The organism is Aquimarina macrocephali, from assembly GCF_051627225.1.
GTDB lineage: Bacteria > Bacteroidota > Bacteroidia > Flavobacteriales > Flavobacteriaceae > Aquimarina > Aquimarina macrocephali.
This window is the reverse complement of record NZ_CP151795.1, coordinates 103,813-127,461: the sequence shown is the minus strand read 5'-3', so window position 1 is coordinate 127,461 and position 23,649 is coordinate 103,813. Positions and strand designations below refer to the sequence as shown.

The 23,649-nt window shown below is 32.9% G+C and carries 22 protein-coding genes; 9 read left to right on the top strand and 13 right to left on the bottom strand.

Annotated features, from left to right (window positions below; all coding sequences use genetic code 11):
* Positions 1-45: 45 nt before the first annotated feature.
* The 3 genes from sucC to AAFU52_RS00530 all read left to right on the top strand — a co-directional run bounded on the left by sucC (position 46) and on the right by AAFU52_RS00530 (position 2,316).
* Positions 46-1,239, top strand: coding sequence for an ADP-forming succinate--CoA ligase subunit beta (gene sucC / locus AAFU52_RS00540; RefSeq protein WP_024771265.1), 1,194 nt, complete (start codon positions 46-48; stop codon positions 1,237-1,239).
* Positions 1,240-1,326: 87 nt separating this feature from the next.
* Entirely contained in the window at positions 1,327-1,833 is a 507-nt protein-coding gene (locus AAFU52_RS00535) for a cupin domain-containing protein (protein WP_438424655.1), read from the top strand.
* A 150-nt stretch (positions 1,834-1,983) separates the two neighbouring features.
* Positions 1,984-2,316 carry a hypothetical protein gene (locus tag AAFU52_RS00530; RefSeq protein ID WP_024771263.1) on the top strand — a complete coding sequence of 111 codons (333 nt, stop codon included), beginning with the start codon at positions 1,984-1,986 and terminating at the stop codon, positions 2,314-2,316.
* 112 nt (positions 2,317-2,428) lie between these two features.
* Here the strand turns inward: AAFU52_RS00530 and AAFU52_RS00525 are convergent, their stop codons facing one another.
* A complete protein-coding gene (locus tag AAFU52_RS00525) occupies positions 2,429-4,033 on the bottom strand; it encodes a class I SAM-dependent methyltransferase (protein ID WP_024771262.1) in 1,605 nt (534 codons plus the stop codon).
* A gap of 78 nt (positions 4,034-4,111) precedes the next feature.
* Positions 4,112-4,378 carry a DUF1456 family protein gene (locus AAFU52_RS00520; RefSeq protein WP_024771261.1) on the bottom strand — a complete coding sequence of 89 codons (267 nt, stop codon included), beginning with the start codon at positions 4,376-4,378 and terminating at the stop codon, positions 4,112-4,114.
* A gap of 116 nt (positions 4,379-4,494) precedes the next feature.
* Between AAFU52_RS00520 and AAFU52_RS00515 the strand changes: the two genes are divergently transcribed.
* The 4 genes from AAFU52_RS00515 to AAFU52_RS00500 all read left to right on the top strand — a co-directional run bounded on the left by AAFU52_RS00515 (position 4,495) and on the right by AAFU52_RS00500 (position 6,857).
* The gene (locus AAFU52_RS00515; RefSeq protein WP_024771260.1) at positions 4,495-4,896 is read left to right on the top strand and encodes a hypothetical protein; all 402 of its coding nucleotides are present in this window, start codon (positions 4,495-4,497) and stop codon (positions 4,894-4,896) included.
* Between the two features lie 286 nt (positions 4,897-5,182).
* The gene (locus AAFU52_RS00510) at positions 5,183-5,620 is read left to right on the top strand and encodes an Hsp20/alpha crystallin family protein (RefSeq protein WP_024771259.1); all 438 of its coding nucleotides are present in this window, start codon (positions 5,183-5,185) and stop codon (positions 5,618-5,620) included.
* 199 nt (positions 5,621-5,819) lie between these two features.
* Positions 5,820-6,674: an SPFH domain-containing protein gene (locus AAFU52_RS00505; protein WP_438424650.1), complete on the top strand. Its 855-nt coding sequence runs from the start codon at positions 5,820-5,822 to the stop codon at positions 6,672-6,674.
* Positions 6,675-6,677: 3 nt separating this feature from the next.
* Positions 6,678-6,857 carry a hypothetical protein gene (locus tag AAFU52_RS00500; protein ID WP_024771257.1) on the top strand — a complete coding sequence of 60 codons (180 nt, stop codon included), beginning with the start codon at positions 6,678-6,680 and terminating at the stop codon, positions 6,855-6,857.
* Positions 6,858-6,928: 71 nt separating this feature from the next.
* Here the strand turns inward: AAFU52_RS00500 and AAFU52_RS00495 are convergent, their stop codons facing one another.
* From AAFU52_RS00495 to AAFU52_RS00485, 3 genes are read right to left on the bottom strand one after another with little or no spacing between them, the layout of a single operon-like run.
* Positions 6,929-7,555 carry a DUF2306 domain-containing protein gene (locus AAFU52_RS00495; protein WP_438424648.1) on the bottom strand — a complete coding sequence of 209 codons (627 nt, stop codon included), beginning with the start codon at positions 7,553-7,555 and terminating at the stop codon, positions 6,929-6,931.
* Between the two features lie 8 nt (positions 7,556-7,563).
* Complete coding sequence (locus AAFU52_RS00490; protein WP_024771255.1) at positions 7,564-8,322, bottom strand: LytR/AlgR family response regulator transcription factor; 759 nt, start codon at positions 8,320-8,322, stop codon at positions 7,564-7,566.
* A 1-nt stretch (position 8,323) separates the two neighbouring features.
* Positions 8,324-9,403, bottom strand: a complete 1,080-nt coding sequence (locus AAFU52_RS00485; protein WP_024771254.1) for a sensor histidine kinase — start codon at positions 9,401-9,403, stop codon at positions 8,324-8,326.
* Positions 9,404-9,674: 271 nt separating this feature from the next.
* Here AAFU52_RS00485 and AAFU52_RS00480 point away from each other — a divergent pair, with 271 nt between their 5' ends.
* Positions 9,675-12,059: a TonB-dependent receptor gene (locus AAFU52_RS00480; protein ID WP_438424645.1), complete on the top strand. Its 2,385-nt coding sequence runs from the start codon at positions 9,675-9,677 to the stop codon at positions 12,057-12,059.
* A gap of 170 nt (positions 12,060-12,229) precedes the next feature.
* Here AAFU52_RS00480 and AAFU52_RS00475 read toward each other — a convergent pair whose 3' ends face one another.
* The 8 genes from AAFU52_RS00475 to AAFU52_RS00440 form a co-directional block, all read right to left on the bottom strand.
* Positions 12,230-12,748, bottom strand: coding sequence for a flavodoxin family protein (locus AAFU52_RS00475; RefSeq protein ID WP_438424644.1), 519 nt, complete (start codon positions 12,746-12,748; stop codon positions 12,230-12,232).
* Between the two features lie 148 nt (positions 12,749-12,896).
* On the bottom strand, positions 12,897-13,241 hold the full coding sequence (locus tag AAFU52_RS00470; protein WP_024771251.1) for a 5-carboxymethyl-2-hydroxymuconate Delta-isomerase: 345 nt from the start codon (positions 13,239-13,241) through the stop codon (positions 12,897-12,899).
* A 51-nt stretch (positions 13,242-13,292) separates the two neighbouring features.
* On the bottom strand, positions 13,293-14,312 hold the full coding sequence (locus AAFU52_RS00465) for an adenosine deaminase (RefSeq protein ID WP_438424642.1): 1,020 nt from the start codon (positions 14,310-14,312) through the stop codon (positions 13,293-13,295).
* A gap of 66 nt (positions 14,313-14,378) precedes the next feature.
* Positions 14,379-16,385: an excinuclease ABC subunit UvrB gene (gene uvrB, locus AAFU52_RS00460; RefSeq protein WP_024771249.1), complete on the bottom strand. Its 2,007-nt coding sequence runs from the start codon at positions 16,383-16,385 to the stop codon at positions 14,379-14,381.
* 183 nt (positions 16,386-16,568) lie between these two features.
* Positions 16,569-17,039 (bottom strand): DUF6438 domain-containing protein, encoded by a 471-nt coding sequence (locus AAFU52_RS00455; protein WP_438424639.1) that lies wholly within the window; start codon positions 17,037-17,039, stop codon positions 16,569-16,571.
* A 444-nt stretch (positions 17,040-17,483) separates the two neighbouring features.
* Positions 17,484-20,309, bottom strand: coding sequence for a T9SS type B sorting domain-containing protein (locus tag AAFU52_RS00450; protein ID WP_438424636.1), 2,826 nt, complete (start codon positions 20,307-20,309; stop codon positions 17,484-17,486).
* Between the two features lie 25 nt (positions 20,310-20,334).
* A complete protein-coding gene (locus tag AAFU52_RS00445; protein ID WP_024771247.1) occupies positions 20,335-21,171 on the bottom strand; it encodes an ABC transporter permease in 837 nt (278 codons plus the stop codon).
* A 4-nt stretch (positions 21,172-21,175) separates the two neighbouring features.
* Complete coding sequence (locus tag AAFU52_RS00440) at positions 21,176-22,075, bottom strand: ABC transporter ATP-binding protein (RefSeq protein ID WP_024771246.1); 900 nt, start codon at positions 22,073-22,075, stop codon at positions 21,176-21,178.
* A gap of 221 nt (positions 22,076-22,296) precedes the next feature.
* Here AAFU52_RS00440 and AAFU52_RS00435 point away from each other — a divergent pair, with 221 nt between their 5' ends.
* The gene (locus AAFU52_RS00435) at positions 22,297-23,361 is read left to right on the top strand and encodes a hypothetical protein (protein ID WP_024771245.1); all 1,065 of its coding nucleotides are present in this window, start codon (positions 22,297-22,299) and stop codon (positions 23,359-23,361) included.
* Positions 23,362-23,649 lie beyond the last annotated feature (288 nt).

The window sequence follows — 23,649 nt, the reverse complement described above, 5'->3', positions numbered from 1 at the left end:
TTTTCCTATTTTTGGAACTCCTAAAAAAGGCAAAAAAATAATAGTATGAACTTACACGAGTATCAGGGTAAAGAGATATTAAATAGCTTTGGCGTGCGTATACAGCGCGGTATTGTAGCACAAAATGCAAATGAAGCTGTAGCTGCGGCAAAACAACTTACTGCAGAAACCGGAACAGGATGGCATGTAATTAAGGCGCAAGTTCACGCTGGTGGACGAGGAAAAGGCGGTGGAGTGAAGCTTGCTAAAAACCTTAAGGAAGTAGAAGAGATAGCAGAACAGATCATAGGAATGAATTTGATTACTCCTCAAACTTCTGCAGAAGGTAAGAAAGTTCACCAGGTATTAGTTGCAGAAGATGTGTATTATCCTGGAGATAGTGAGCCGAATGAATTTTATATGTCGGTATTGCTAAATCGTACTTCTGGACGTAATATGATTATGTACTCTACAGAAGGAGGTATGGATATCGAAACTGTAGCAGAAGAAACTCCTCATCTAATTTTTACAGAAGAAGTCGATCCATCTGTTGGATTACTCCCTTTTCAAGCAAGACGTGTTGCTTTTAATTTGGGATTAAGCGGAACTGCTTTTAAAGAAATGACCAAATTTGTAATGGCGTTATATACAGCTTATGTTAAATCAGATGCATCTTTATTCGAGATAAACCCTGTTCTTAAGACAAGTGATGATAAAATTATGGCAGTAGATGCCAAAGTGACTTTGGATGATAATGCGTTATATCGCCATAAGAATTATGTAGATATGCGTGATATTAGAGAGGAAAATCCAATCGAAGTTGAAGCAAAAGAAGTAGGACTTAATTATGTGGATCTTGATGGAAATGTAGGATGTATGGTAAATGGTGCTGGTCTTGCAATGGCGACAATGGATTTAATTAAACAAGCAGGAGGCGAGCCGGCAAATTTCCTTGATGTAGGAGGTACCGCAGATGCAAAACGTGTAGAGACAGCATTTAGGATAATTCTTAAAGATCCAAATGTAAAAGCAATTTTAATCAATATTTTTGGAGGTATCGTTCGTTGTGATCGAGTAGCACAAGGAGTTGTAGATGCTTATAAAAATATGGGTGACGCGATTAATGTGCCAATTATAGTTCGTTTGCAAGGTACTAATGCTGATATAGCGAAAGAATTAATTGACAGTAGTGGGCTGGATGTACAAAGTGCAGTACAGTTTCAGGAAGCTGCAGATAAAGTGCAGGCAGTATTAGCATAATAACACTAATTAAATTTTTAGTATATATTAGAAGCGATCTATTGATGATCGCTTCTTTTTTTTATAAAACATCTAAATATAAATACCATGAACACAAGGATAGAAAAGATAGTTCAAAAACTAGATATGAATTCACATCCCGAAGGTGGATTTTATAAAGAAACGTATAGAAGTGAAGGTGTTATTCCTCAACAAATTTTAAGTAAAGAATTTAAGGGAGAACGCAATTATTGTACAGCGATTTACTTTCTTCTTACTTCAGACAATTTTTCGGCATTTCATAAAATTAATCAGGATGAGATATGGCATTATTATGAAGGGTCTTCTTTGTTTGTGCATGTGATTGATTTAGAAGGGAAATATCATCGATATTCTGTAGGTATAAACCTGGATGAGGGAGAGTTACCTCAGTTGGTAGTTCCGGCAGGTTGTTGGTTTGCTTCTAGTGTAAAAAAAGAGGATAGTTATTCTTTGGTGGGATGTACAGTATCACCTGGTTTTGATTTTGATGATTTTGAGTTGGGAGATAAAAAGGACTTAATTCAGCAATTTCCAGAATATAAAGATGTAATTACTCAGTATACAAGAAATTAACATAAGGGCTGGGAGATGCCATTTTTAGGGATTTTCTGTGTTAATTGCATTCAGTCTGTTTGTTAATCTGTGTTAAATATTCCTTTTTAGTGTAACAGATTTGGATAATCAGTGGTCTTATAAGTATAAATCAATAAAAACGAATAGATCATGAAAAAATTGAATGTATTACTTTTAGCAGTTGCTTTTGCAGTAAGTAGTGTTGCAAGCGCAAGTACTAATCCAACAAAAACAGAAAACGCTCTTAATAAAGAAATTAGTACGTTATTAAAGAAGCCATCTTTCAAAATTAAAAAAGAATTAACAGCCTATGTAACATTTACTTTAAATAGTAAAGGTGAAATCGTAGTATTATCTGTTGATTCTAAAAGTGAAAACTTAGATGGTTTTATTAAGAGTCGCTTAAACTATAAAAAAGTAGGAACACAATATGGTTCTGAAGCTAAAGTATTCAAGATGCCTGTGCGTATCGTAGAAGAATAAGATTGTATAAAACATGTGAATACATAAAAAGTCCCGGAAATCATCAACCGGGGCTTTTTTATTTGTCAATATTGAGGGTAATTAAATTTTTAGGTTTTATTAAGTTGGATTGTTACTCCCCAATAATATAATTAATACTTACTGTTGCCAGATCAGAATTCGGGAATTTAGAAAAGTACTTATCATCACTTTGTAAGCCTACTTCTTTAATTACTTTTAAAAAAGAATCAATTTCTAAAATATATTGATCAGAAAATCCGTGAGTAGCATCGTAGGCAGTAGCTGCAGTTTTGCCTAGGTTTTTAGCGGTTAATTTTGGAGATATAGTATGTAATTCTATGACGATTAACCCGAATTTTTCAATATGAGGAGCCCACTTTTTAAAATGATCCTTTAAGTTTCGTTCGACATCACTATTAAGTAATCGTTTTCCCCGATAAGCAAATGCACCTGTAGATTGGCTGGGAATGTCCAGTTGTGAAGTTGGTTTGCTCCAAATCCTATTGTGATCTAGAAATGTTCTTACCGATAATAAATCTTTTAATGCTATTGTGTAGTTTTCCTTTAAATCTTTTTCTAGTAAATCAGGATCGCTAATGTCTCCCCAAATAACTTTGGCCCATATATCTGCTTGGATTAAATTAGCTCTGGTGACTTTTAGAGCAGCTTTATTATAGTCTGCACCTACTAGGAATAATGGGTAATCATCTAAGTGTTTACCTCGTAGTGTTTTGGATTCAATGACTTCAAAAAGGTGAATTAAAAAAGCACCATTGCCACATCCCATATCCAGAATTCCTTTGGGTTGCTCATCCAGAGGTTTATTAAACAGGCTAATAATGATTTCATCAATCTTTTTAAAATATGTAGTATGTGCGCCTCCACTTCCCCATACATTCATTTCTCGATCTACGTGTATTTCGGTATCAGCTTGAGGGTTCCATAGTACATTAGGATCGCCAAATAATAAAGCATCCATTTGTCGAAACATAGGGATATATGAAACAGTTACGCCGTATGCAGAAGCTCTTTTAGCAAAAAACAATCCTTTATTAGTAAAAGTATAGTTGCCATTTGATTTGCTAAACCAACCCAGGTAGCTTAGGAATGTGAGGATGGTGTTAAAGCTTTCTGGAAATTTGTGATATTCATCAGCACTAAAGGATGCTTCCATAAAATATTTATGAAACATTCCGCCCATACCAAGATGTACGGTAGTTGGTCCAACCAAAATGCCTTCTATATGTTTAAGGACTTGATCTTGGATTTGAGTAGTTGTACTGTCTTTTTCAGAGGCTAAGCCAAAGCGGTTTTGATATTTTTTGAATAGTTGTTCAAGTTTATGAAAAGGCTCTAATTCAAATTTTCGAGGGTGAAATTTACCAGAATATTCTAAGAGATCAACGACTTCTTCATATAAATAAAAATGATCAAAAGCTAATTCAGAAAGCGCATTGGTTTTTATAATTACGTCATCTTTATTTGCTTCATAATCCAACCAGCCTTGAGCGCTTAGTATGCGCAGAGCGATATTTAGATATCCTTCATTGGTTTTATGAGATGCAGCAATTTGTGAAATTGATATTTCTTTATTGCTAATTAGATAATCGGTAATATTGTTTTTATAAAGAGAATAAGCAACAGGAGCTACAGCAATCCCGTCTAAATGACAGAAAAGCTCTTCTCTAAATAATTGTTTTTCGGCTGCGGTAAGCATAGATACTTAAGTTGAGTGATTGTTGGATGAAAAATATTGGTCCAACCAAATTAAGCATTTATTTCGAAGTAAAAAACGTTAGTTTGTGTTCTTATCCTTTGCAGGGTCTTTCTTTTTTTCGGGCATTGGACCTCTAAGATGAATAATTAACCCGTTTAAGAAGTTACGTAGTATTTGATCACCACATTCCATGTATTTTGGATGATTCTCATTTCTGAAAAATGCACCTAATTCACTTTTGGTAACTTTAAAATCTACTAATGTGCAGATTTTTACAATATCGTCATCGCGTAATTTATGTGCAACCCTTAACTTTTTGAAAATATCATTGTTTGTTAAACCCATATTGCAAAGGTATATTTTTTTGAATTGAAAATCGGATTAAAATTAGAAGTTGAATATAAAGAATGTTATATGAGTTTAGTTGAAAATTACTATTTTCGACAAAAAGTAATTGGTTTATGTATAGTAAAGATGAGAAATTAAGTTTGCTTTCTGAAATGATACAGTTTGCAAAAGCAGATAAAAAATTTAAAGAACAAGAATATAACTTTATTCTGGCCATTGCATCGCAGCTTAAGATTACAAAAGAAGAGGTAGATGTTTTGATAGAGGAAGGAGTAGAAAAAAAGAATTTACAGCCCGAATCGCAAAGAATTCTTCAATTTCATAGATTGGTGCTGCTTATGAATATAGATCAGGAGACTTCTCAATTAGAAATTCATAAGATAAAAGAAATAGGATTGCATATGGGACTGAGATTAGAAGCGGTTGATACGGTTCTGGAGAAAATGAATGACTACCCGAATAAGATAATTCCACCAAAAGAATTGGTCTCTATTTTTACACGTTTTTATAATTAATATATTGACTTTGAAACCATTTAGGTAACAAAACCGATGTTCTATTAATAGAAAACCGACTTATCTGTAATTAAGTTTCTGTAATCTATAACTAAAAAACCCGAAAGATAATCCTTTTGGGTTTTTTGTATTTAAGATGTTTTGTCATTCTAATAAAGATATTTTTGACAAAATGTCATTATTAGAATGTAGAATAATGACAAAATGTCTGTTATTTTGAAATGGAATCCAAATTGCTATACACTCATTGTAATTGAAATTTTGAATAACCTTAAAAAAATATACAATGAGTTTACTAAAAAAAACAGACAGATTACCTTTTCTTTTTGATGATTTCTTTACTACCGATTGGCTTGGTGGAACATCTAATATCAATAAAATAGGTGTAAATACTCCAGCGGTTAATGTAAAAGAAACAGATGAGGATTTTGTAGTAGAATTAGCTGCACCAGGACTTGCTAAAAAAGATTTTAACATTGAACTGAATAATGATGTCCTTACCATTTCTTCTGAAACTACATCAGAAAAAGAAACTAAGGATGAAAAAGGAAAATACACCCGAAAAGAATTTGGGTACGATGCATTTAAACGTTCATTTAGCTTGCCAGAAGCGGTAAATGGTAACAAGATTGAAGCTTCATATGAAAACGGAGTACTATTGGTAAAACTCCCTAAAAAAGAAGAAGCAAAAGTACAACCAAAACGGTTGATTGAGATTTCATGATTTGATTGATTTGAGATTTAGTTAGTTAATGTTTCAAAAACGCTCTTGGTTATAAAGAGCGTTTTTGTTTTTTAATCCAAGTCTAAAATGAAATAATTGAATTAAGGAATTTTTTACTTCTTTAAATAGTTAATATTTAAGCATTTCTCATAATATTAAAAAAATATTTGTATTATTGTGATATCAAAATGATATTATTATGAAATATGAAAAAAGTATAAAAGCGAGTAGTGGTTATCTAATGTTAGGTCTACTTATGTTAGTTGTAATGGGGATGGTTACTGGTTTGCTTCTAAGTGAAAATCCCTTATTTATAATTCTTATAGTGGTAATATTGTTTATCATTAAAGGTTTTTTTATTGTAAACCCTAATAGTTCTAAAGTAATGGTGTTATTTGGAGCGTATAAAGGAACAGTAAAGAATAATGGTTTCTTTTGGGCCAATCCTTTTTTTACGAAACAAAGAATTTCTTTGCGAGCCAGAAACTTCTATAGCGAACGGGTAAAAGTGAATGATAAAATTGGTAATCCAATTTTGATTAATGTAATTTTGGTGTGGAAGGTAGCGGATACATATAAAGCAGCCTTTGATGTTGATCAGTACGAAGAGTTTGTAAGAGTGCAAACTGATGCAGCAGTAAGAAAACTTGCAGGTTCGTATCCGTATGATAATTTTGCTGATGGGCAACAGGAAGTAACATTGCTATCTGGTATGGATGAAGTAAATGAAGCTTTAGAGAATGAAATAACAGAGCGTTTAGCCATTGCTGGAATAGAAGTTCTGGAAGCCAGAATTGGATATCTGGCATATGCACCAGAAATAGCAAGCTCGATGTTAAAAAGGCAACAAGCAGTAGCTATCGTAGCAGCTCGTAAAAAAATAGTAGAAGGAGCTGTTGGTATGGTAGAAGATGCTTTAACCAAATTATCTGCAGATGATATTATAGATTTTGATGATGATAAGAAAGCATCTATGGTGAGTAATTTAATGGTTGTCCTGTGCGGAGATAAAGAAGCAACACCAGTAATTAATACTGGAACATTACATTCGTAATTTATGAGTAAGAAAAAATCATTTGTTCTTAGAATAGATCCAGAAACTTTTAAGTCGATTGAGAAATGGGCTGATGATGAATTTCGGAGTGTTAATGGGCAATTAGAATGGATGATACATAAAAGTCTTAAAGATGCTAAGCGTTTGAAACCTAAAAAGAAGTCTAACGATTCTGAAGAATAGTATAAAGATTTTAAATATTTACTAGTGTAAAAATGCTCCTGATATACCGGGAGCATTTTTTATAGTGATATTTAAATAGAATTTACAACTAATCTGGATTTGATTTTACCCACAAGATAATATGCGAAAATAAGATTCGGAATCCAGCAAAGCCACGCTACTATTTGATATGCAATGATAAAATCTCCAATAAGCATGATAAGTATGGGTAACCATATTCTAAGTGTTACTGCAGAAAAACAGGCCGCATAACTGTAATACATCATAGTTTGATGTTGGGATATCCGAACAGTTCTGGTATACCAATATGCTTTATAGGTAGTATATACCCAAAGTATTCCTAAGGATATAAATCCAAGAGATGCAATAATTCCTCCTGTAGCAAAGAAACCAATATAAATTCCCGAAACTCCACTTATAAAGACCATAATCACATAGATTTTCCCAATACGTTTATGCAATTTTGATCGAGAGGTTCTTATTTTTTTATTAAACTGAATCCAACCTACCAGTAGTGCAACACCTCCCAAAAAGATATGACTATATAAGGCAATATTCCAAATGGTATCGACAAGTAAATCACTACTTTTCGAACTTAATAAACCAAATTTTCGATTCACAAAGAGATATACAAAAGGATAGAGGCCTATTACAGTACTTAATAGGACAAAAATGACTTGGGTAATTTTTTTCAACATTTTGTAAATTAAAGGTCAAGCCACTTTTTGAAATTAGAGGTCCGCTCTCTGGAAACAATAATCTGATCATCGTCCATAGGCTTTAGTTTTAATAATAATCGACTATTAAAATAACTGTGGATCTCGATCACAGCTTTAACAGAAATCATAAACTTTCTATTAATTCTAAAGAAATGAATAGGATCTAGAATTTCTTCCAGTTGATCTATAGTGTATTCAATAGGATATTGTTTTCCAGTGTGAGAGTGCAAAAAAATAATTCCTTCATGAGACTTAAAATAAGCAATATCGTCAACACTAAAGGTGTTAAATTGATTTCCGACCTTAACCATAAAACGACGTTTGTATTCTTTTACAAACAAGTTTTTGATGCGCTCGAATTTTGCATCATCTATTGATTTATCAGACTCTGTAAAACTCTTTTTGTATTTGGCGAGAGCGTTTTTTAAATCTTTTTTATCAATTGGTTTTAAAAGGTAATCCAGCCCATTATACTTAAAACCTCTTATGGCATATTCATTATATGCCGTAGTAAATATTATAGGAGGATGATCTTCCAGTGTATCTAAAATATCGAATCCATATCCATCATTTAACTGAATGTCTAAGAATATTAGATCGGGGAGTGGGTTATTCTCAAACCAATGTCGTCCGTTCTCTACAGAAGTGATTTGACCGGCAATTTTTATTTCCGGAGCCAATTCTTCGATGAGGTTTGCCAAACGCTTAGAGGCTATATTTTCGTCTTCAACAATTACAGCAGTCATTTTATGAAACTTTTATCATGGTAACTTCTTTTATATCTTTGGTCAATAGAGGGAGAGTAACTTTAAAATATTCATGCTCTGTTTCTATTACTACCTCTTGATTTGTATAAAAAGAATATCTCTTCTTAATATTTTTAAGTCCTAATTGTGTAGATTCCTCTTTTTGTTTTCTTACACGTAAATTATTCTGAATAACAATACTGCTTTTTTCAATAGAGATAATACTAATTTCTAAAGCCTTTTCTTTGGAATAGTAATTATGCTTTAAGGCATTTTCTACAAGCATTTGTAATGATAATGTCGGGATTACATATTCTTTTGGGTTAACAGAAATATGAGTAGTAATACTAAGTGCTCCTTCGTGTCTCACATTCATCATAAATATAAAAGAGTCGAGAAAACTTAATTCTTTTTCCAAACTTACCAGATCAGCTTCACGGTTGTCTAGGATATACCTGTAACATGTGGCTAATCTTGATACGAAATCAGAAGCCAAATCCCTGTCTTGATACATTAATGATGTAAGAGTATTTAAGCTATTGAACAAAAAATGCGGACTAATTTGATTTTTTAAAGATCTATATTTAGAGGTCATGACCTCTTTTTTTAGTTTATTCATTGTATTCTCCATTTCTTTTTTCTGTTTTAAAGAATAATAGAAAAGATTAAAAATAACAACGGCGAAACCTAAGAGTGTAGCTCTGAAAAAGTCTATTCTAAATAATAACCAGGGTCTATCAGTATTAATTTTACAAATGTGATTAAATTCAAAAATCGCCAAATAATACAGTGAAGCAGCTATAGGGATAAAAATTGCCATATTGATAGCAATAATTTTCATTCCATTATTTAGATCCAGACTTTTACTTTGATTAGATGTAATCTCCCGTCGTATTAACCAGTCATTGGTCTCCCAGGTGAATATAAAAAGGAAAAAAGCAGTTAAATAATAAAATAAACTAGTAGCATCAAATTCTGTAACATCACCATTATGATCAATAGTCGATTTAATAAGGAAATAAACCACGTTTATAACGATAAAGCGAAATGTAAACTTCTTTATGTATGCTTTAGATATCATGTATAAAAATCAATAATAGATGTGTTCTTATTTAATAGTATTGTAAAGATACATAACAGATACCCAATAATCATTTATAGATATATTCAACCGTTAAATAAAACGCTGAATTGTTTTAAACAAAGTTTGACCTGATAACACAGGGTATTACTTCATTTTATACTATTCAAACTTGTTTTTGACATTTCACGGGTAAAAACACCAATTGAGTATTTTTAATTTTAGGAGTTACAAAAGAAGTCACAGATTTGAGCAAAATAGTAATCAAATCATGAAAAAAATCACTTTTGTATTTATTATTGTGCTAGGATACGTAGCAAGTGCACAAACAGGAATAATTAAAGGTCTTGTAATCGATAAACAATCTGAAAGTCCTCTACCAGGAGCTACAATTGAGTTATTAAATGTAGAACAAGCTATTGGGGTGGTAACCGATATGGATGGATATTTTACGTTAGAAAATGTACCCCTTGGCCGTCAAGCAATACGAGTAAGTTATATAGGGTTCGAATCGATTACGATACCTAACATTGTAGTGACTTCTGGTAAGGACGCTGCCGTTAACGTGGCACTTATAGAAGCTTTTGACCGATTAGATGAAGTTATTATTACATCAGAGACAAACAAAGCTCAGGCTATAAATAAACTTACATCTGTTTCGGCCAGACAGTTTGGAGTTGAGGAAGTAACACGTTTTTCTGGAGGAAGAAGTGATGTCGGTCGTTTGGCAGCAAATTTTGCAGGTGTTTCTTCTCCCGATGATAGTAGAAATGATATTGTAATACGAGGTAATTCTCCTGTTGGATTGTTATGGCGGTTAGAAGGAGTGCCAATACCAAGCCCTAATCATTTCTCAACAGCTGGCACTACAGGAGGACCAGTATCTGCACTTAATCCAAATCTCTTAAAAAATTCTGATTTTATAACATCAGCATTTCCATCAGAATATGGTAATGCAATCGGAGGAGTGTTTGATTTAGGGTTTCGAAAAGGGAATATAGATGATTACGAATTTACGGGACAGGTTGGTATCTTTAGTGGAGTAGAAGCAATGGCAGAAGGACCTTTAGGAAAAAATAAAGGTTCATTTTTAGTGTCGGGAAGATATTCATTGGTAAGTATTTTAGGAATTGGGGCAGGAGGAACATCAGCTACACCAAATTACTACGATGTTTCATTTAATGTTGATTTTGGAAAAAGTAAATTAGGTAATTTTTCGTTATTCGGGATTATTGGTTTTTCGGATATTGAATTTCTTGGAGATGATATTGATGAGGATGATCTGTTTGCTGCCGAAGATGAAAATTCTAAGGCAGATTCTGGTTTTGGAGTGATTGGCCTAAAACACCAGATCAATATTGGGGCATCCTCTTTTTTAAGAACAACAGTGGCTGGGTCTTTTGCAACTAATGAATTTCAGGCGGATCGTTTTATTGAAAAAAACACCCCTCAAGAACGTATTATAAAATATACTGAAGCCGATAACACAGAATCACGCCTTACGTTTTCTACGCTTTTTAACTCTAAATTAAGTAGTAAAAGTACGCTTCGAACCGGAGTTTTGGTAGAGAATTTTGGTGTAGAATTTCTACAGCGTGACCGTGAAAAACAACCCGATAATAATGGAGATGGTGATCCGGACTTATTTACATTTACAGATATAGACGAAAACCTAAGCATTATTCAGCCTTATATTCAGGGACAGTTCAGACTTACAGAAAAACTAACGTTAAATGCAGGACTACATGGACAGTATAGTACTTTAAATGAACAATTTGTATTTGAACCCAGAGCAGGACTTTCTTATAAAGCTAATCAAAATCATCGTTTTAGTTTAGGATATGGATTACATCATCAACCAGTTTCTTTGCCGTTATTGTTTTTAAATGAAGATGTTAATGGAGAACTTGTAAAGACCAATCAGGATCTTGATTTTGTGAGAAGTAATCATTATGTATTGGGTTATGATGTAAGAATTAGTAAAGGCTGGAGAGGTAAAGTAGAGGTGTATTATCAGGATGTTGGTAATGCCGCTGTAGAACCTTTTTCGTCAAGTTATTCTTCTTTGACAGAAGGAGCAAATTTTGGATTCGAAAACGATAGGGTATCTCTGGTTAATGATGGTACTGGTTTTAATCAGGGGATAGAATTAACCTTAGAAAAATTTTTTAGTGATGGATATTATGGATTGTTAACCACTTCACTATTCGAAAGTAAGTATGAAGGAAGTGATGGTGTAGAACGAAACACACCTTTTAATAATGGATATGTGGCAAATCTTCTTGCCGGAAAAGAATTTACTATTGGTAAGTCGAAGAAAGATGTATTGTTTTTTGATACTAAGGTAACAGTATCAGGAGGAAGATATTTTACTCCAGTTGATCTAGAGGCTTCTCAGTTAGCGGGTTATCAGGTATTAAAGGAGGACTTGGCTTTTAGTGAGCAAAATGATGATTATTTTAGGCTGGATGTGAAATTTGGATACAAAATTAATAGTAAATCAAAAAAACGTTCTCACCAGTTTTATGTTGATCTTCAAAATGTAACGAATAATGAGAATATTTTTACGCGTCGTTACAACCGTTTAACTAATCAGGTAGATCAGGTAGATCAAATTGGTTTTTTTCCTGATTTCGGATATCGTTTTCAGTTTTAAGTAAAATTAGTTCTCATTATTATGGAAATGAGTAGTTTATAAGTGTTTAGTCAGCTTTCTAAAGATAGTTTTCTGAAGAGTGAATAAATCTGTTTACAAGTATTGTGTGTAATTTTTTGCAAAAGCATTAATCATTATGATTAATGCTTTTTCGTTATTTTCTCTTCTGTTTAAATTTCTGTTTTTATCTTTTCAGAAATAAAAACATGTATATCATTCTGTAATTGCTTTGGAATATTCTCGTCTTCTATCCATGTATGAATATCTCCTAAGTAATGCATGCCAAGATAATTTGCACTTTCTATAAATGGCATTGTAAAACCTTCTTTTAATTCTGATCCCGAACCACAGCTTATCATTCCCATCTTTTTTCCTTTTAACTTTCTTCCGGTTTCTTTTTCGATTTTTATGCAATCCGTTATCCTATCCATAAAAGTTTTCATTATCCCACTCATTGCATACCAATATACTGGTGTGGCAAAAATAAGTGTATCATAGTTTTCAACGACCTCTTTTATTATGGGCAGAAAATCGTCACCCCTATTCTTAAAATCATAATCAAAAGGGCCTATGTTTTTAGATTTCAAATCTATGATGTCGAATCCAGTTCTTTCTTTTATAAATAATGCTATTTTGTTAGTGTTTCCATTACTTTTTGAACTTCCTTGTAGTATTACTCCTCTCTTCATATTTGTTTTTATGTTTAAAGATTATGGAGCAAAGCTATTTTGTTTATTTCTTTTATCAAATAAGGGGCAAATTTTACCCTATGTTATTTGATAATGAATTTGTTGAAAAAGTTAAAAAACAGGCAGGAGATTTATGTCTTAAAGTTGATTATACCATTGTTTTATTACAATAAGATGACTTTTCAAATTCTCTAAGATTAATAGAGAGAATAGGAACATCGGGAAACATCGTTTTTAACGTGCTGACTATTTTTTTAGAAAGATCAGCTTTTTGATTATCATCTCTACCTTCCATCAGGTTACCAAAAACATGAATAAAATCATCTTTGGTATTTCCTACCGTGTAGTATTTAAAGGGGTTAATTCTTACTTTAATATCACCTACAGTAAAAAGGCCGGTAGCGTCAGCTGCGTCGTATACGGCTTGTATAATTTCTTCGGGTGATTTTAATTGAATAATGTGTTCAGAGCAATCTAATATGAAATGCGGCATGTATTATTTTATTTATTGTTTGATTTTTGTTTTCTATACAAGTATTAAAATTTAATTATTTTGAAAATACTCTTCTACCTGTATAATCTTCTCTTCTTTTTCTTTGTCAGATAACCAACTTGCTTTGAAGCTGTTTTTAACCAACTCTGTAATTTGTTTTTTAGAAAGGTTAAGTGCTTGGGTAATACCAATATAATTCTCGTTCATATATCCCCCAAAATAAGCTGGGTCATCAGAATTAATTGTTATTAATAAACCTCTGTCCATCATTTCTGGTAAAGGGTATTTTTTTAAATCGTCAATCACTTTTAATTCAAGATTGGATAAAGGGCATAATGTTAGTGGTATTTGTAAATCTGCTAGTAGCTTTACTAATCGATCATCTTCTAAACACCGGTTACCGTGATCGATACGAGTTACTTTTAATAAATTAATAGCTTCCCATATATATTCTGCGGGTCCTTCTTCTCCTGCATGAGCGACAGTTATAAAACCTTCTTCTTTTGCTTTAGCAAAAACGCGTTCGAATTTTGAAGGCGGATTTCCTACTTCAGAAGAATCCAAACCGACTCCGCTAATCCATTTTTTGTAAGGTAATGCTTGTTGCAATGTTTCAAATGCCGAAGTTTCATCTAGATGCCGTAAAAAAGATAGAATCAATTTGTAGGTAATCCCTAGTTTTTCTTTACCATCCTCTAATGCACGATAAATTCCTTTAATAACGGTATCAAATAAAACACCTCTATCGGTATGGGTTTGTGGATCAAAAAAAATCTCTGTGTGCACAAGGTTTTGTGTATGAACTTTGGTAAGATACGCCCAGGTGAGATCATAAAAATCTTGCTCTTCGATCAATACATTGGCACCAGCATAATAGATATCAAGAAACTCTTGAAGATTGTTGAAACTATACGCACTTTTTAATTCATCGACTGTAGCATATTTAATTTCTTTGTTGTTTCTTTTTGCAATTTTAAACATTAATTCTGGCTCGAATGTTCCTTCGATATGTAGGTGAAGTTCTACTTTAGGTATTCCTTCAATAAATTTTTCAATTGAAATGTTACTCATAATGGTCTTATGTTTTTTAATAGCATGATAATCTAAAGATTCATGCCATGATAATATTGCAAAAAATTACACTTTTTGGTCCTGTATTTTATCTTGCAACATTTTAATCTCATCCCGTAAGCGTGCTGCAGTCATAAAATCTAATTCTTTGGCGGCTTTTTCCATTTCCTTACGAACATTTCGGATTCGTGTCTCTAATTGTTCTTTGGTGTAGTATGCCGTCTCTTCTTCAGCAGCTTGTAGGGTAGGAGCATTTTCAAAAATATATGGTTCTACTTTTTTACCAGCTAAAGCATTATCCAGAGATTTTTTAATTGCAGTTGGTGTAATGCCATGTTTGGTATTGTAAGCTATCTGTTTTTGTCGTCGGTATTCTGTATCATCAATAGTCTTTTGCATGCTATCTGTAATTTTATCGGCATACATGATTGCTTTTCCGTTTATATGTCTTGCTGCTCTACCCACAGTTTGTACCAAGGATCTTTTATTTCTTAAAAAACCCTCCTTATCAGCATCTAGAATAGCTACCAATGATACTTCAGGAAGATCTAAACCTTCCCGTAGTAAGTTTACTCCTATTAATACATCAAAAATACCTTTCCGTAAATCTTGCATAATTTCTACCCGTTCTAATGTATCTACATCACTATGGATGTATCTACAACGTATATCAATTCTGGTAAGGTATTTTGTTAATTCCTCTGCCATTCTTTTGGTTAGTGTAGTAACAAGGATACGTTCATCCAAATCAATTCGTTTTTGCATCTCTTCGATGAGATCGTCAATTTGATTTAGGCTAGGGCGGACTTCTATTACAGGATCTAATAATCCTGTTGGTCTAATGATTTGTTCTACATAGGTTCCTTCACTTTTTTGTAACTCATAATCTGCTGGTGTAGCACTGATATACATGACTTGGTTTTGGATCGCTTCGAGTTCCTCAAACTTTAGAGGTCTATTGTCCATTGCCGCAGGAAGCCTGAAACCGTATTCTACCAGATTTTCTTTCCTAGAACGATCACCACCATACATGGCGTGTGTCTGAGGTATAGTGACATGACTTTCGTCAATAATCATTAAATAATCATCAGGGAAATAATCGAGTAAACAAAATGGTCGTGTACCCGGGTTTCTGCCATCGAGGTAACGAGAATAGTTCTCAATACCAGAACAGTAACCAAGTTCTTTGATCATTTCCAGATCAAAATTAGTACGTTCTTCTAGTCGCTTGGCTTCCAGTGGTTTTCCGATTTCTTTAAAGTATTCTACCTGTTTTCCTAAATCAAGTGCAATTTGATCAATTGCATTATGTAATATATCGGGAGAGGTTACAAACATATTGGCAGGATAAATATTCAATTGATCGTATTTCTCAATAATGGTATTGGTCTGTACATTAAAAGATTCAATCTCTTCAATTTCATCTCCAAAAAAATGAACTCTAAATGCATCATCGGCATAGCTTGGGAAAATATCAACGGTATCTCCTTTTATTCTAAAATTTCCATGTTTAAACTCAGCTTCAGTTCTCGAATATAAACTTTGTACCAAGCGGTGTAATAAAGCTGTTCTGGATACAAATTGTCCTGATTGTATTGAAATCACATTTTTCTTAAACTCTACGGGGTTACCGATACCATACAAGCAGGATACAGAAGCGACAACCAAAACATCTCTCCTTCCTGATAAGAGCGAAGATGTAGCACTTAGACGTAGTTTTTCGATCTCATCATTGATAGATAAATCTTTTTCGATATAAGTTCCCGAAGTAGGAATATAAGCTTCTGGCTGATAATAATCATAATAGGAAACAAAATACTCTATGGCATTCTTAGGAAAAAATTGTTTAAACTCAGAAAAAAGCTGCGCTGCCAATGTCTTATTATGTGCCAATATTAGAGTTGGCCGTTGTACTTGTTGAATTACATTAGCAGCAGTAAAAGTCTTTCCTGATCCTGTTACGCCTAAAAGTGTTTGATATTTTTCGTTAGATTCAATACCTTCAACCAATTGTCGTATTGCTTCTGGTTGATCCCCAGTGGGTTTGAATTCTGATTCCAATTCGAACTTCATGTATCTTTTCTTTTTCACAATAAAGATACTGAATCCAAAACCATTTATTTTTAAATAATCATGACATTTAACAATTAGAAGGCTGCTTGTTTTTTTTCGGGCAATCTTTTACAAGCATAAGTAATTCAATCTAAAAGTTAAACAAAAATATTTTTTGCATGATTTTGAATTTGGGGTAAATATTTATTTGTTAAACACATATTCGTTGACAGTGTTTTCGATTTCTTTAATAAGAAATATAAGCTCTTTAGGAATGTTTTTAGTTCCTTTAATACTAATAGTATCATTACGATATATCAATTTCTTTTGTGGCAAATCCCTTAAATTTGGATTATATGTTTTAGTTTTAAAATCTAACTCAAGAAACTTGTCATAAATTCCAGTTACTTTTTTTTGAGAGATTGCTACAGTAGAATGACCAATGATTTTCACATTTTTTTCACCAATAAATATTGCATTACCTTTTATAGGCAACACAAACTTGTAAGCAGGACATGCTCCAAAACATTCTCCTGTGATAAATGTTATAGAGTTATTATCAGTTGTAGAATGTGGTTCGCTATAACTATTATTACTTTTACAACCGATAAGAACAAATATTAAACCTAGTATTAATAGTGAGTTATATTTTGTTATTTTATAATGTATAGCCATTATGTGATAAGTTTTAAAAAATTAGGTACCTTTTTTATACAACAGTAAACTTTTAGAACACCCTATTTTTTATTTGCTTTTTAAATAGTATTATGATTTTTTTTGCAAATTCCTTTTTTATAAGTAGGAAAAAACAAGCCCCGAAGTTGTTGTGGGAACAAAGCTTTTTTGTTGGTAAGGAATTTTAAATCAGTTTTTAGTGATTTTTTTTAAAAATGAAATTTCTTGTTGTTATATTATTGTCAATAAAAGGAAGATAGAGAACCCAAAAATATTTTATAATGATAATCTTTAAATTTAGAGATTCTGGATATGTTTTTCAGACATGAATCTGTAAAAGGGAATCATATATTATCATTTTGAAGTGTGATTCCTGATGGTAAATATTTGCATCGAATTTTAGGTTTAATTAATTCTAAGAATAAATCTGATATACTAATATTATTATCGAATCAATGAGAAACTTCCGGTAAGAATTCTACCATCCTCTAATTCTACACGAAACCAATATTCACTAGAGGGCATTAGTTTCCCATTAAAGGTTCCATCCCATCCAGGGGTACCTGCTCTTAGCTGCTTGATTAGTTTTCCGTAGCGATTAAATATAAAGATTAGTGAATTACCCATAATCTGGTTTGATATTCCTTCTACGTTCCAGGTTTCATGAAAACCATCCCCATTTGGAGTAAAATATTTTGGAAATCCAACGACTGAAATGTCTTGAGTAGTTACTGGAACACATCCGTTTTTGTCTCTTACGTATACACGATGAAATCCAGGTGGTACATTAGTAAAAGTGGGGTCGTCTTGATATATACTTAAAACTCCATTTATCTCTATTGCATATTCATAACTACCCAAACCTTCTGCGTTAATGGTAACGGTATTATTATCCCTTGCATCATTGATATCGATAGATTGTATAATTGCAAAACTGGATGCAATTACAGTTACCGTTCTGGACTTAGAACATCCTGTTAGTTGGTTTGTGATTTCTACAGTATAACCGCCGGGTTGATTTGCCAAAATTGTTTCTGTAGATTCATTTGTTGACCATAAGATTGTAAAATCGTTGGGGTCACTATTGGTTGGTAAACCGGCGTCGATTTCAACATTTGTTTCATTTTGACATAGAAAATATTCAGAATCAGGTTCGATATCGGGTAGTGGAATTACAAATAAACGCACACTGCTTATCCCAAAACATTCTCCTCCATTTTCTTCGGCCTTAGCATAAACAATATCATCACCTAGAGTATTTTGTGTTTGATTGGTAATGCTCGTAATAGGATTTCTGTTTAATAATGCATCATCTGTATTTTCATAATAAGTAATCGTTAATCCGGGATTGGTAATTCCTGATAATACCTGTTGATTTGCTTCAGTAAGATTAAAAACGGTAAACCCATCTTCGGTACCATCATCATCACAGACTCTTAGCTCGGCATCGTTTACATCGGTAGAACTCACTTCTAAAGTAACTGTAGTGATGTCAAAACAATTTGTATTGTTGGTATTAATTACTCGTGCATATACTTGTTGATTGTTTTGAGTATTTTGAAATGCATTTTCATTACTAATTCTTGGTGTTCCTGCTTGTGCAGAAGTTTGATCTATAAAGAATTGGGTTGTGTATTGATTATTTCCCCCGGTAAGTTGATCATTTGCAAAATGTAAATCAAATAAGGTAATATTATCTCCAATAGTTTGATATGCATCACATTGAACTAGTGTTGAAGGAATAGCAGTTGGAACTTCGAAAAAAGTGGCATTGGCAACACCTGTGAGAGGGCAACTGCCATCATTAAGATCAACTTCTAGCCTGTAGTTGGCTGCTGTTGTAATATCTAAAAAATGAACAGCATTTGCAATCTGAAGATTATCTACAAACCAGGTATAGCTAGCACCTGGGATATTTTGATATGACAATTGGTATGTGTTTCCTTCACATAAAGCAAGATTGACATTATTAGGGTCCCCATTATTGATGATGTCAATATTTTGTGCAAAAATAGATTGAATAAAAGGAGGAAGTCCAAGAAGAGCACTTCTAGAACCATCTGTATTAACAAGTATACCTTGTTCATTATAAATGATACTGGCTGCAGCTGCTTCGGGATTTTGAATTACACCAAGGTAATCACCTCTCTGGGAGTTAAAATCATATAACGATCGATAAATCTTGCCATCAGGACCGAGCTGTATAGCTCCTGCACTAAAAGAAAAAGTACTTTGATTATTTTGATTAAGAATTCTTGTGCCACTTGCTGCAATTTGATTATCTGGTAATGACACGTCGTATTGCATTAAAAAGCTTTGTCCGTTTCCTGCATCTCCAATATCGAAAGTGGCATATAGTCTTTGACCGGTTTGAGAAAACTCTATTCCATAAGGAGAATTACTATTGCTTAGCTCGATTTCATTACTAATAGTTCCTGTAGTGTTATCAAAATTATAAAGTAAAACTTTTCCTGGTCCATTACCTGCTGTGACTGTTGCAAAACCAAAATGAGCTACAGCTAGTCTATCACCTTCTGGTGAAGCCTTAATATACCCTAAAGCATTACGCCGATACCCAGAAATAGGAACAGTAACTCCAATACGAGAAGTAACAGGTGTTGTGTTAACTCCGGTTTGGTCAACTTTGAAAGCATAGAACGTGTCTACAAAATGTGTAATTACCCAAAATGAATCACAATCATTGCTTTTTACAGCTGTAATTTTTTCTGAACACTTATATCGACTTTCTAAGCCATTTGAAGTATTATAAGTAATTAGAGGTATGTTTTTTTGTCCTGTCACTACAGCTCCATTTCCTCCATTCAAAGACATATCTACAATAGAATACATAAATCCATCATTTATACCATCTCCATCAAAAGTAGCAGGGTCATTATCAGCATTATCATGATGAGGCTCATCCACGGTAAAAACTATATACAGATTTGGAGTGTTTGGTTGTGGAACAATTAATGCAGATGAGGTACTAGAAGGATCACCTTTTAGCCCAGTACCATTTTGCATAATATTATGAAGCCGGTCCCAAACGGTAATTCCATCAGTATAAAATAATAAATTCCCTGTTGCATCAGATATTGTAGTGCATCCTTCTAATGTATTCACTCTACCGTTAGTAAGTGCTGTAGGAGGAGTTGTATTGAAACTTATTCCTGCATTTTGACCAAAATACCAGCTATTCGCTTCTCCTTGACTATACATTAATGGATAGTAAAGGAATAAAGCAAAAAAGACTACATAAATGTATCGCATATTTGAGGTCTGAAGCCCAAATATATTATAAATCTCTCTTTTTAAGCAAGTAATAAGATAGATATATAAAAACGACTGTCCAAACCAGTACGATTAAGATTTCATACCAATGTACAGTATAATCTCTTTGAAAAGTTTCTCCTAATTGATTTGCAGCCGATTGAATGAAGTTTAAACGTGTAAAAGGTTCATTAATCAAGGTTGCCATGGATTCTAAAGGAAAAAATTGTACGATATTATCTGCAATTTCGGTTCCTTTAAATAATTTAAACTTCAGCAATGCATATATAATATTTTCTACAACCCACCAAATGAATAAAAACCCAAGGGCGAAAGCAGAACGTTTCACGAAAATTCCGAGGAACATACAAAAAGCAAAAAAGCCAATTAGTTTTATGAAATAAGCCAGGATATATTCCATATCAGAGAATATAATAGAAAATTCATTATAGTCAGAAAAACTCAATCCCAAAATCATCGATACTACAAATAAAAATAGAGTAGAAATCAGAGCAAAAACACCAACAGTTAAAAATTTAGAACTTATAAACTCTTTTTTACTTAGTCCGTCAATTAGATTTTGTTTTAAGGTCCGGTGGCTATATTCATTGGCCATCATAGAGACAATAACAATAGCCAGAAATAGCTTGGACCATGCAGCGATATAAGTATTAAAATGCCATATATATGGAAAATTGAAAATTCCCTGATCAGCTATTCTAAATTTTACCCCGGCAAAATTAAATTCTATGGATGCGATTAAAGCGATAAAAGTTATAAGTATAAAGTAGGTTATAGTAATTACTTTTGCTGCTTTATTATATTTTAGTTTTTGAAATTCTATATTAAGTAGTCGTAACATGGCTTTAGTTTAAGTTGTTGGTTAATTGTAAGAATTGTTCTTCGAGACTTTCTTTTCGTTTTACAAGATGTGTAAGAACTATTCCTTCTTTAAATAGTTGCCTGTTAAGACTTTCTGCGTCTAACTCATGCGTTAAAAACGCAATTATTTTGCCATCTTCTTCTTTGAAATTTTTAAAATCATTATGCTTAGATAACCACTCTGTTAATGCGGATTTTTGATCACTCTTAAGTTCGAAAAACCCATAACTAGTATTCATTTCATCTACGGGTCCAGAATACAGTTTTACGCCTTTTCTTATAATCACTACATGACTACATACCTTTTCTACTTCATCGAGTAGGTGAGATGCTAAAAGAATAGTGGTCCCCCGAGAGGCTATTTTTTTGATAATTTCACGGATTTGATGTATCCCTTGCGGGTCTAACCCGTTTGTTGGTTCATCAAGGATTAATATTTCGGGATCATTAAGCAAGGCAGAAGCAATAGCTAATCGTTGTTTCATTCCCAGAGAGAAAGTTCTGAACTTACTGTCTTTTCGATCTAATAATCCTACGACTTCAAGTTTTTCTTCAATTTTATTGCTGTCAACTCCTTTAATTTGGCATACCAATTTAAGGTTTTGTGCTGCAGTCATATATGGATAAAAGTTAGGACGTTCTATAATTGCTCCAACTTTTTTTAGTGCATTGTGAGTTGATGTATTACCATCAAACCAGGTAAACCCACCAGAGGTACTGTTTACAACATTAAGTACGATACCCAAAGTGGTTGATTTACCACTTCCGTTAGGACCAAGAATACCATACACATTTCCCTTTTTTATAGTAAAAGAGAGGTCTTTGACAGCTGTTAGTGCTCCAAACTTTTTTGTGAGATTGTTTAAGGTGAGAATATTTTCCAATTGCAATTGTTTTTGGTGGTTATATAAAACAAGACGACAAGTATAGGATTTTGTTACAAGAAAGTTGATAGTTTTGGTGTTTCATTTGCTTATAATTATTGTTTTAGAGGTTAGATCATTATGTGCTGATACTCAATTTTCTTTTGTTTTGGTATAACATAAAGTGATGGCTTATTTCATGATTGTTATTTGTAACTTGCTAATCGAAATGATAGAAGATTATGGATGAAAAATTAATGTCGAAGAAAAAACCTACGTATCCTATCAATGACAAACTGGATATGTATCTAAAAGAATGTAATCGTAAAATCAAGATTCCGGTATTTTATGATGATTTACTTAGGTTTTCGGGTTCTATAGTTGTTTATGACAGTAAAGATGAAGATACGCTATGGGTACGAGTGTATTATGAAGAACATGAGCGACCAGAAATAGAATCCAGCCTTAAAAAGGTATATACAATTCTGCATTCTGATGGTAATGAGGATGCAATTGAGTTTCTTAATATTGATGCTATAGACTACTGTACTTTTGGGAATTCAAAGCCTTTTAGGATAAGAGTAAGAAATATCTTAAATGATAACTACACGTATATCTATGTGAAAAAGGCAGATGCTTCTCGTATTTATGGGCTAGAGTTAGAGCATATGTTTTCGCCAAATAGAATTAACTTTTTGGTGTATAAAAACACATTGATAGAGGAGCATATTGCAGGAATTCCTGGTGATGTATTTATTAAAGATTTTTTACCCGATTTGAGTGATCAGGCCAAGTCGCAGATAGCTAAGGAATTTGTGAAGTTTAATGAACGTTGTCAAATGCGATTGTTGGGAGATATGCGATCTTATAATTATGTAATTATACCTATTCATGATTTTGACCATGTAGAATACAAGATCAGAGCTATTGATTTTGATCAGCAGTGTTATGAAGGTAAATTAAAGGTATATCAACCTCAGTTTTTTAAGGAAAATTTCGATATGGTTGATATTGTGATGAACAGGTTACAGCCCAGTTCTATTGAACAATATAAAAAAGAAGAGCGTTCTATTTTGGCAAAACGAGTATTAACATCTAGATCTCGTTATGAAAATTTGGTTGAATGTATGTGTGCAGATCATATCTCTACCGAAGAAAATTTGAAAGAACTTCGTGAACATCTCTATAACTTTACTTTGGATTTAAAATTTCGTCGCAGCAAATCTATGGGCGAAGTTCTTAAAACGGCAATGGATTTTGTGCGACGTAATTATGAAAATGTGAATATGAGACGATTACTAGAGTGATGTTATACTTATAAATTGTGTATTTTGCCATTTACTGCAAGTTTTGAATCTGGGGTTGCTGTTCCTATTTCTACTTTCCCTTCATTTCGAACTTGCAAAAAAAAAGTGACATATAGTTAAGAGTCATACAGCCACTTTTTGATTAAACATTTTCATTTTAAATTCTTCTCTGCTTTTAAACTTTTAATGGATGATTCTGCTACAACATTATCCCAACAGTTTCCTTTTCTACTCATAGATTGTCCTTATTTCTTGAAAACTCAAAGAATCAGGACAATACAGTGTCAA

Coding starts and splice junctions, on each gene's coding strand:
- AAFU52_RS00525 (WP_024771262.1), bottom strand. CDS start 4,033: ATGCTTACCGCAGCCGAAAAACAATTATTTAGAGAAGAGCTTTTCTGT.
- AAFU52_RS00515 (WP_024771260.1), top strand. CDS start 4,495: ATGTATAGTAAAGATGAGAAATTAAGTTTGCTTTCTGAAATGATACAG.
- AAFU52_RS00500 (WP_024771257.1), top strand. CDS start 6,678: ATGAGTAAGAAAAAATCATTTGTTCTTAGAATAGATCCAGAAACTTTT.
- uvrB (WP_024771249.1), bottom strand. CDS start 16,385: ATGAAGTTCGAATTGGAATCAGAATTCAAACCCACTGGGGATCAACCA.
- AAFU52_RS00505 (WP_438424650.1), top strand. CDS start 5,820: ATGAAATATGAAAAAAGTATAAAAGCGAGTAGTGGTTATCTAATGTTA.
- AAFU52_RS00480 (WP_438424645.1), top strand. CDS start 9,675: ATGAAAAAAATCACTTTTGTATTTATTATTGTGCTAGGATACGTAGCA.
- AAFU52_RS00490 (WP_024771255.1), bottom strand. CDS start 8,322: ATGACTGCTGTAATTGTTGAAGACGAAAATATAGCCTCTAAGCGTTTG.
- AAFU52_RS00495 (WP_438424648.1), bottom strand. CDS start 7,555: ATGTTGAAAAAAATTACCCAAGTCATTTTTGTCCTATTAAGTACTGTA.
- AAFU52_RS00510 (WP_024771259.1), top strand. CDS start 5,183: ATGAGTTTACTAAAAAAAACAGACAGATTACCTTTTCTTTTTGATGAT.
- AAFU52_RS00475 (WP_438424644.1), bottom strand. CDS start 12,748: ATGAAGAGAGGAGTAATACTACAAGGAAGTTCAAAAAGTAATGGAAAC.
- AAFU52_RS00465 (WP_438424642.1), bottom strand. CDS start 14,312: ATGAGTAACATTTCAATTGAAAAATTTATTGAAGGAATACCTAAAGTA.
- AAFU52_RS00520 (WP_024771261.1), bottom strand. CDS start 4,378: ATGGGTTTAACAAACAATGATATTTTCAAAAAGTTAAGGGTTGCACAT.
- AAFU52_RS00535 (WP_438424655.1), top strand. CDS start 1,327: ATGAACACAAGGATAGAAAAGATAGTTCAAAAACTAGATATGAATTCA.
- AAFU52_RS00470 (WP_024771251.1), bottom strand. CDS start 13,241: ATGCCGCATTTCATATTAGATTGCTCTGAACACATTATTCAATTAAAA.
- AAFU52_RS00530 (WP_024771263.1), top strand. CDS start 1,984: ATGAAAAAATTGAATGTATTACTTTTAGCAGTTGCTTTTGCAGTAAGT.
- AAFU52_RS00485 (WP_024771254.1), bottom strand. CDS start 9,403: ATGATATCTAAAGCATACATAAAGAAGTTTACATTTCGCTTTATCGTT.
- AAFU52_RS00450 (WP_438424636.1), bottom strand. CDS start 20,309: ATGCGATACATTTATGTAGTCTTTTTTGCTTTATTCCTTTACTATCCA.
- AAFU52_RS00445 (WP_024771247.1), bottom strand. CDS start 21,171: ATGTTACGACTACTTAATATAGAATTTCAAAAACTAAAATATAATAAA.
- AAFU52_RS00455 (WP_438424639.1), bottom strand. CDS start 17,039: ATGGCTATACATTATAAAATAACAAAATATAACTCACTATTAATACTA.
- sucC (WP_024771265.1), top strand. CDS start 46: ATGAACTTACACGAGTATCAGGGTAAAGAGATATTAAATAGCTTTGGC.
- AAFU52_RS00435 (WP_024771245.1), top strand. CDS start 22,297: ATGGATGAAAAATTAATGTCGAAGAAAAAACCTACGTATCCTATCAAT.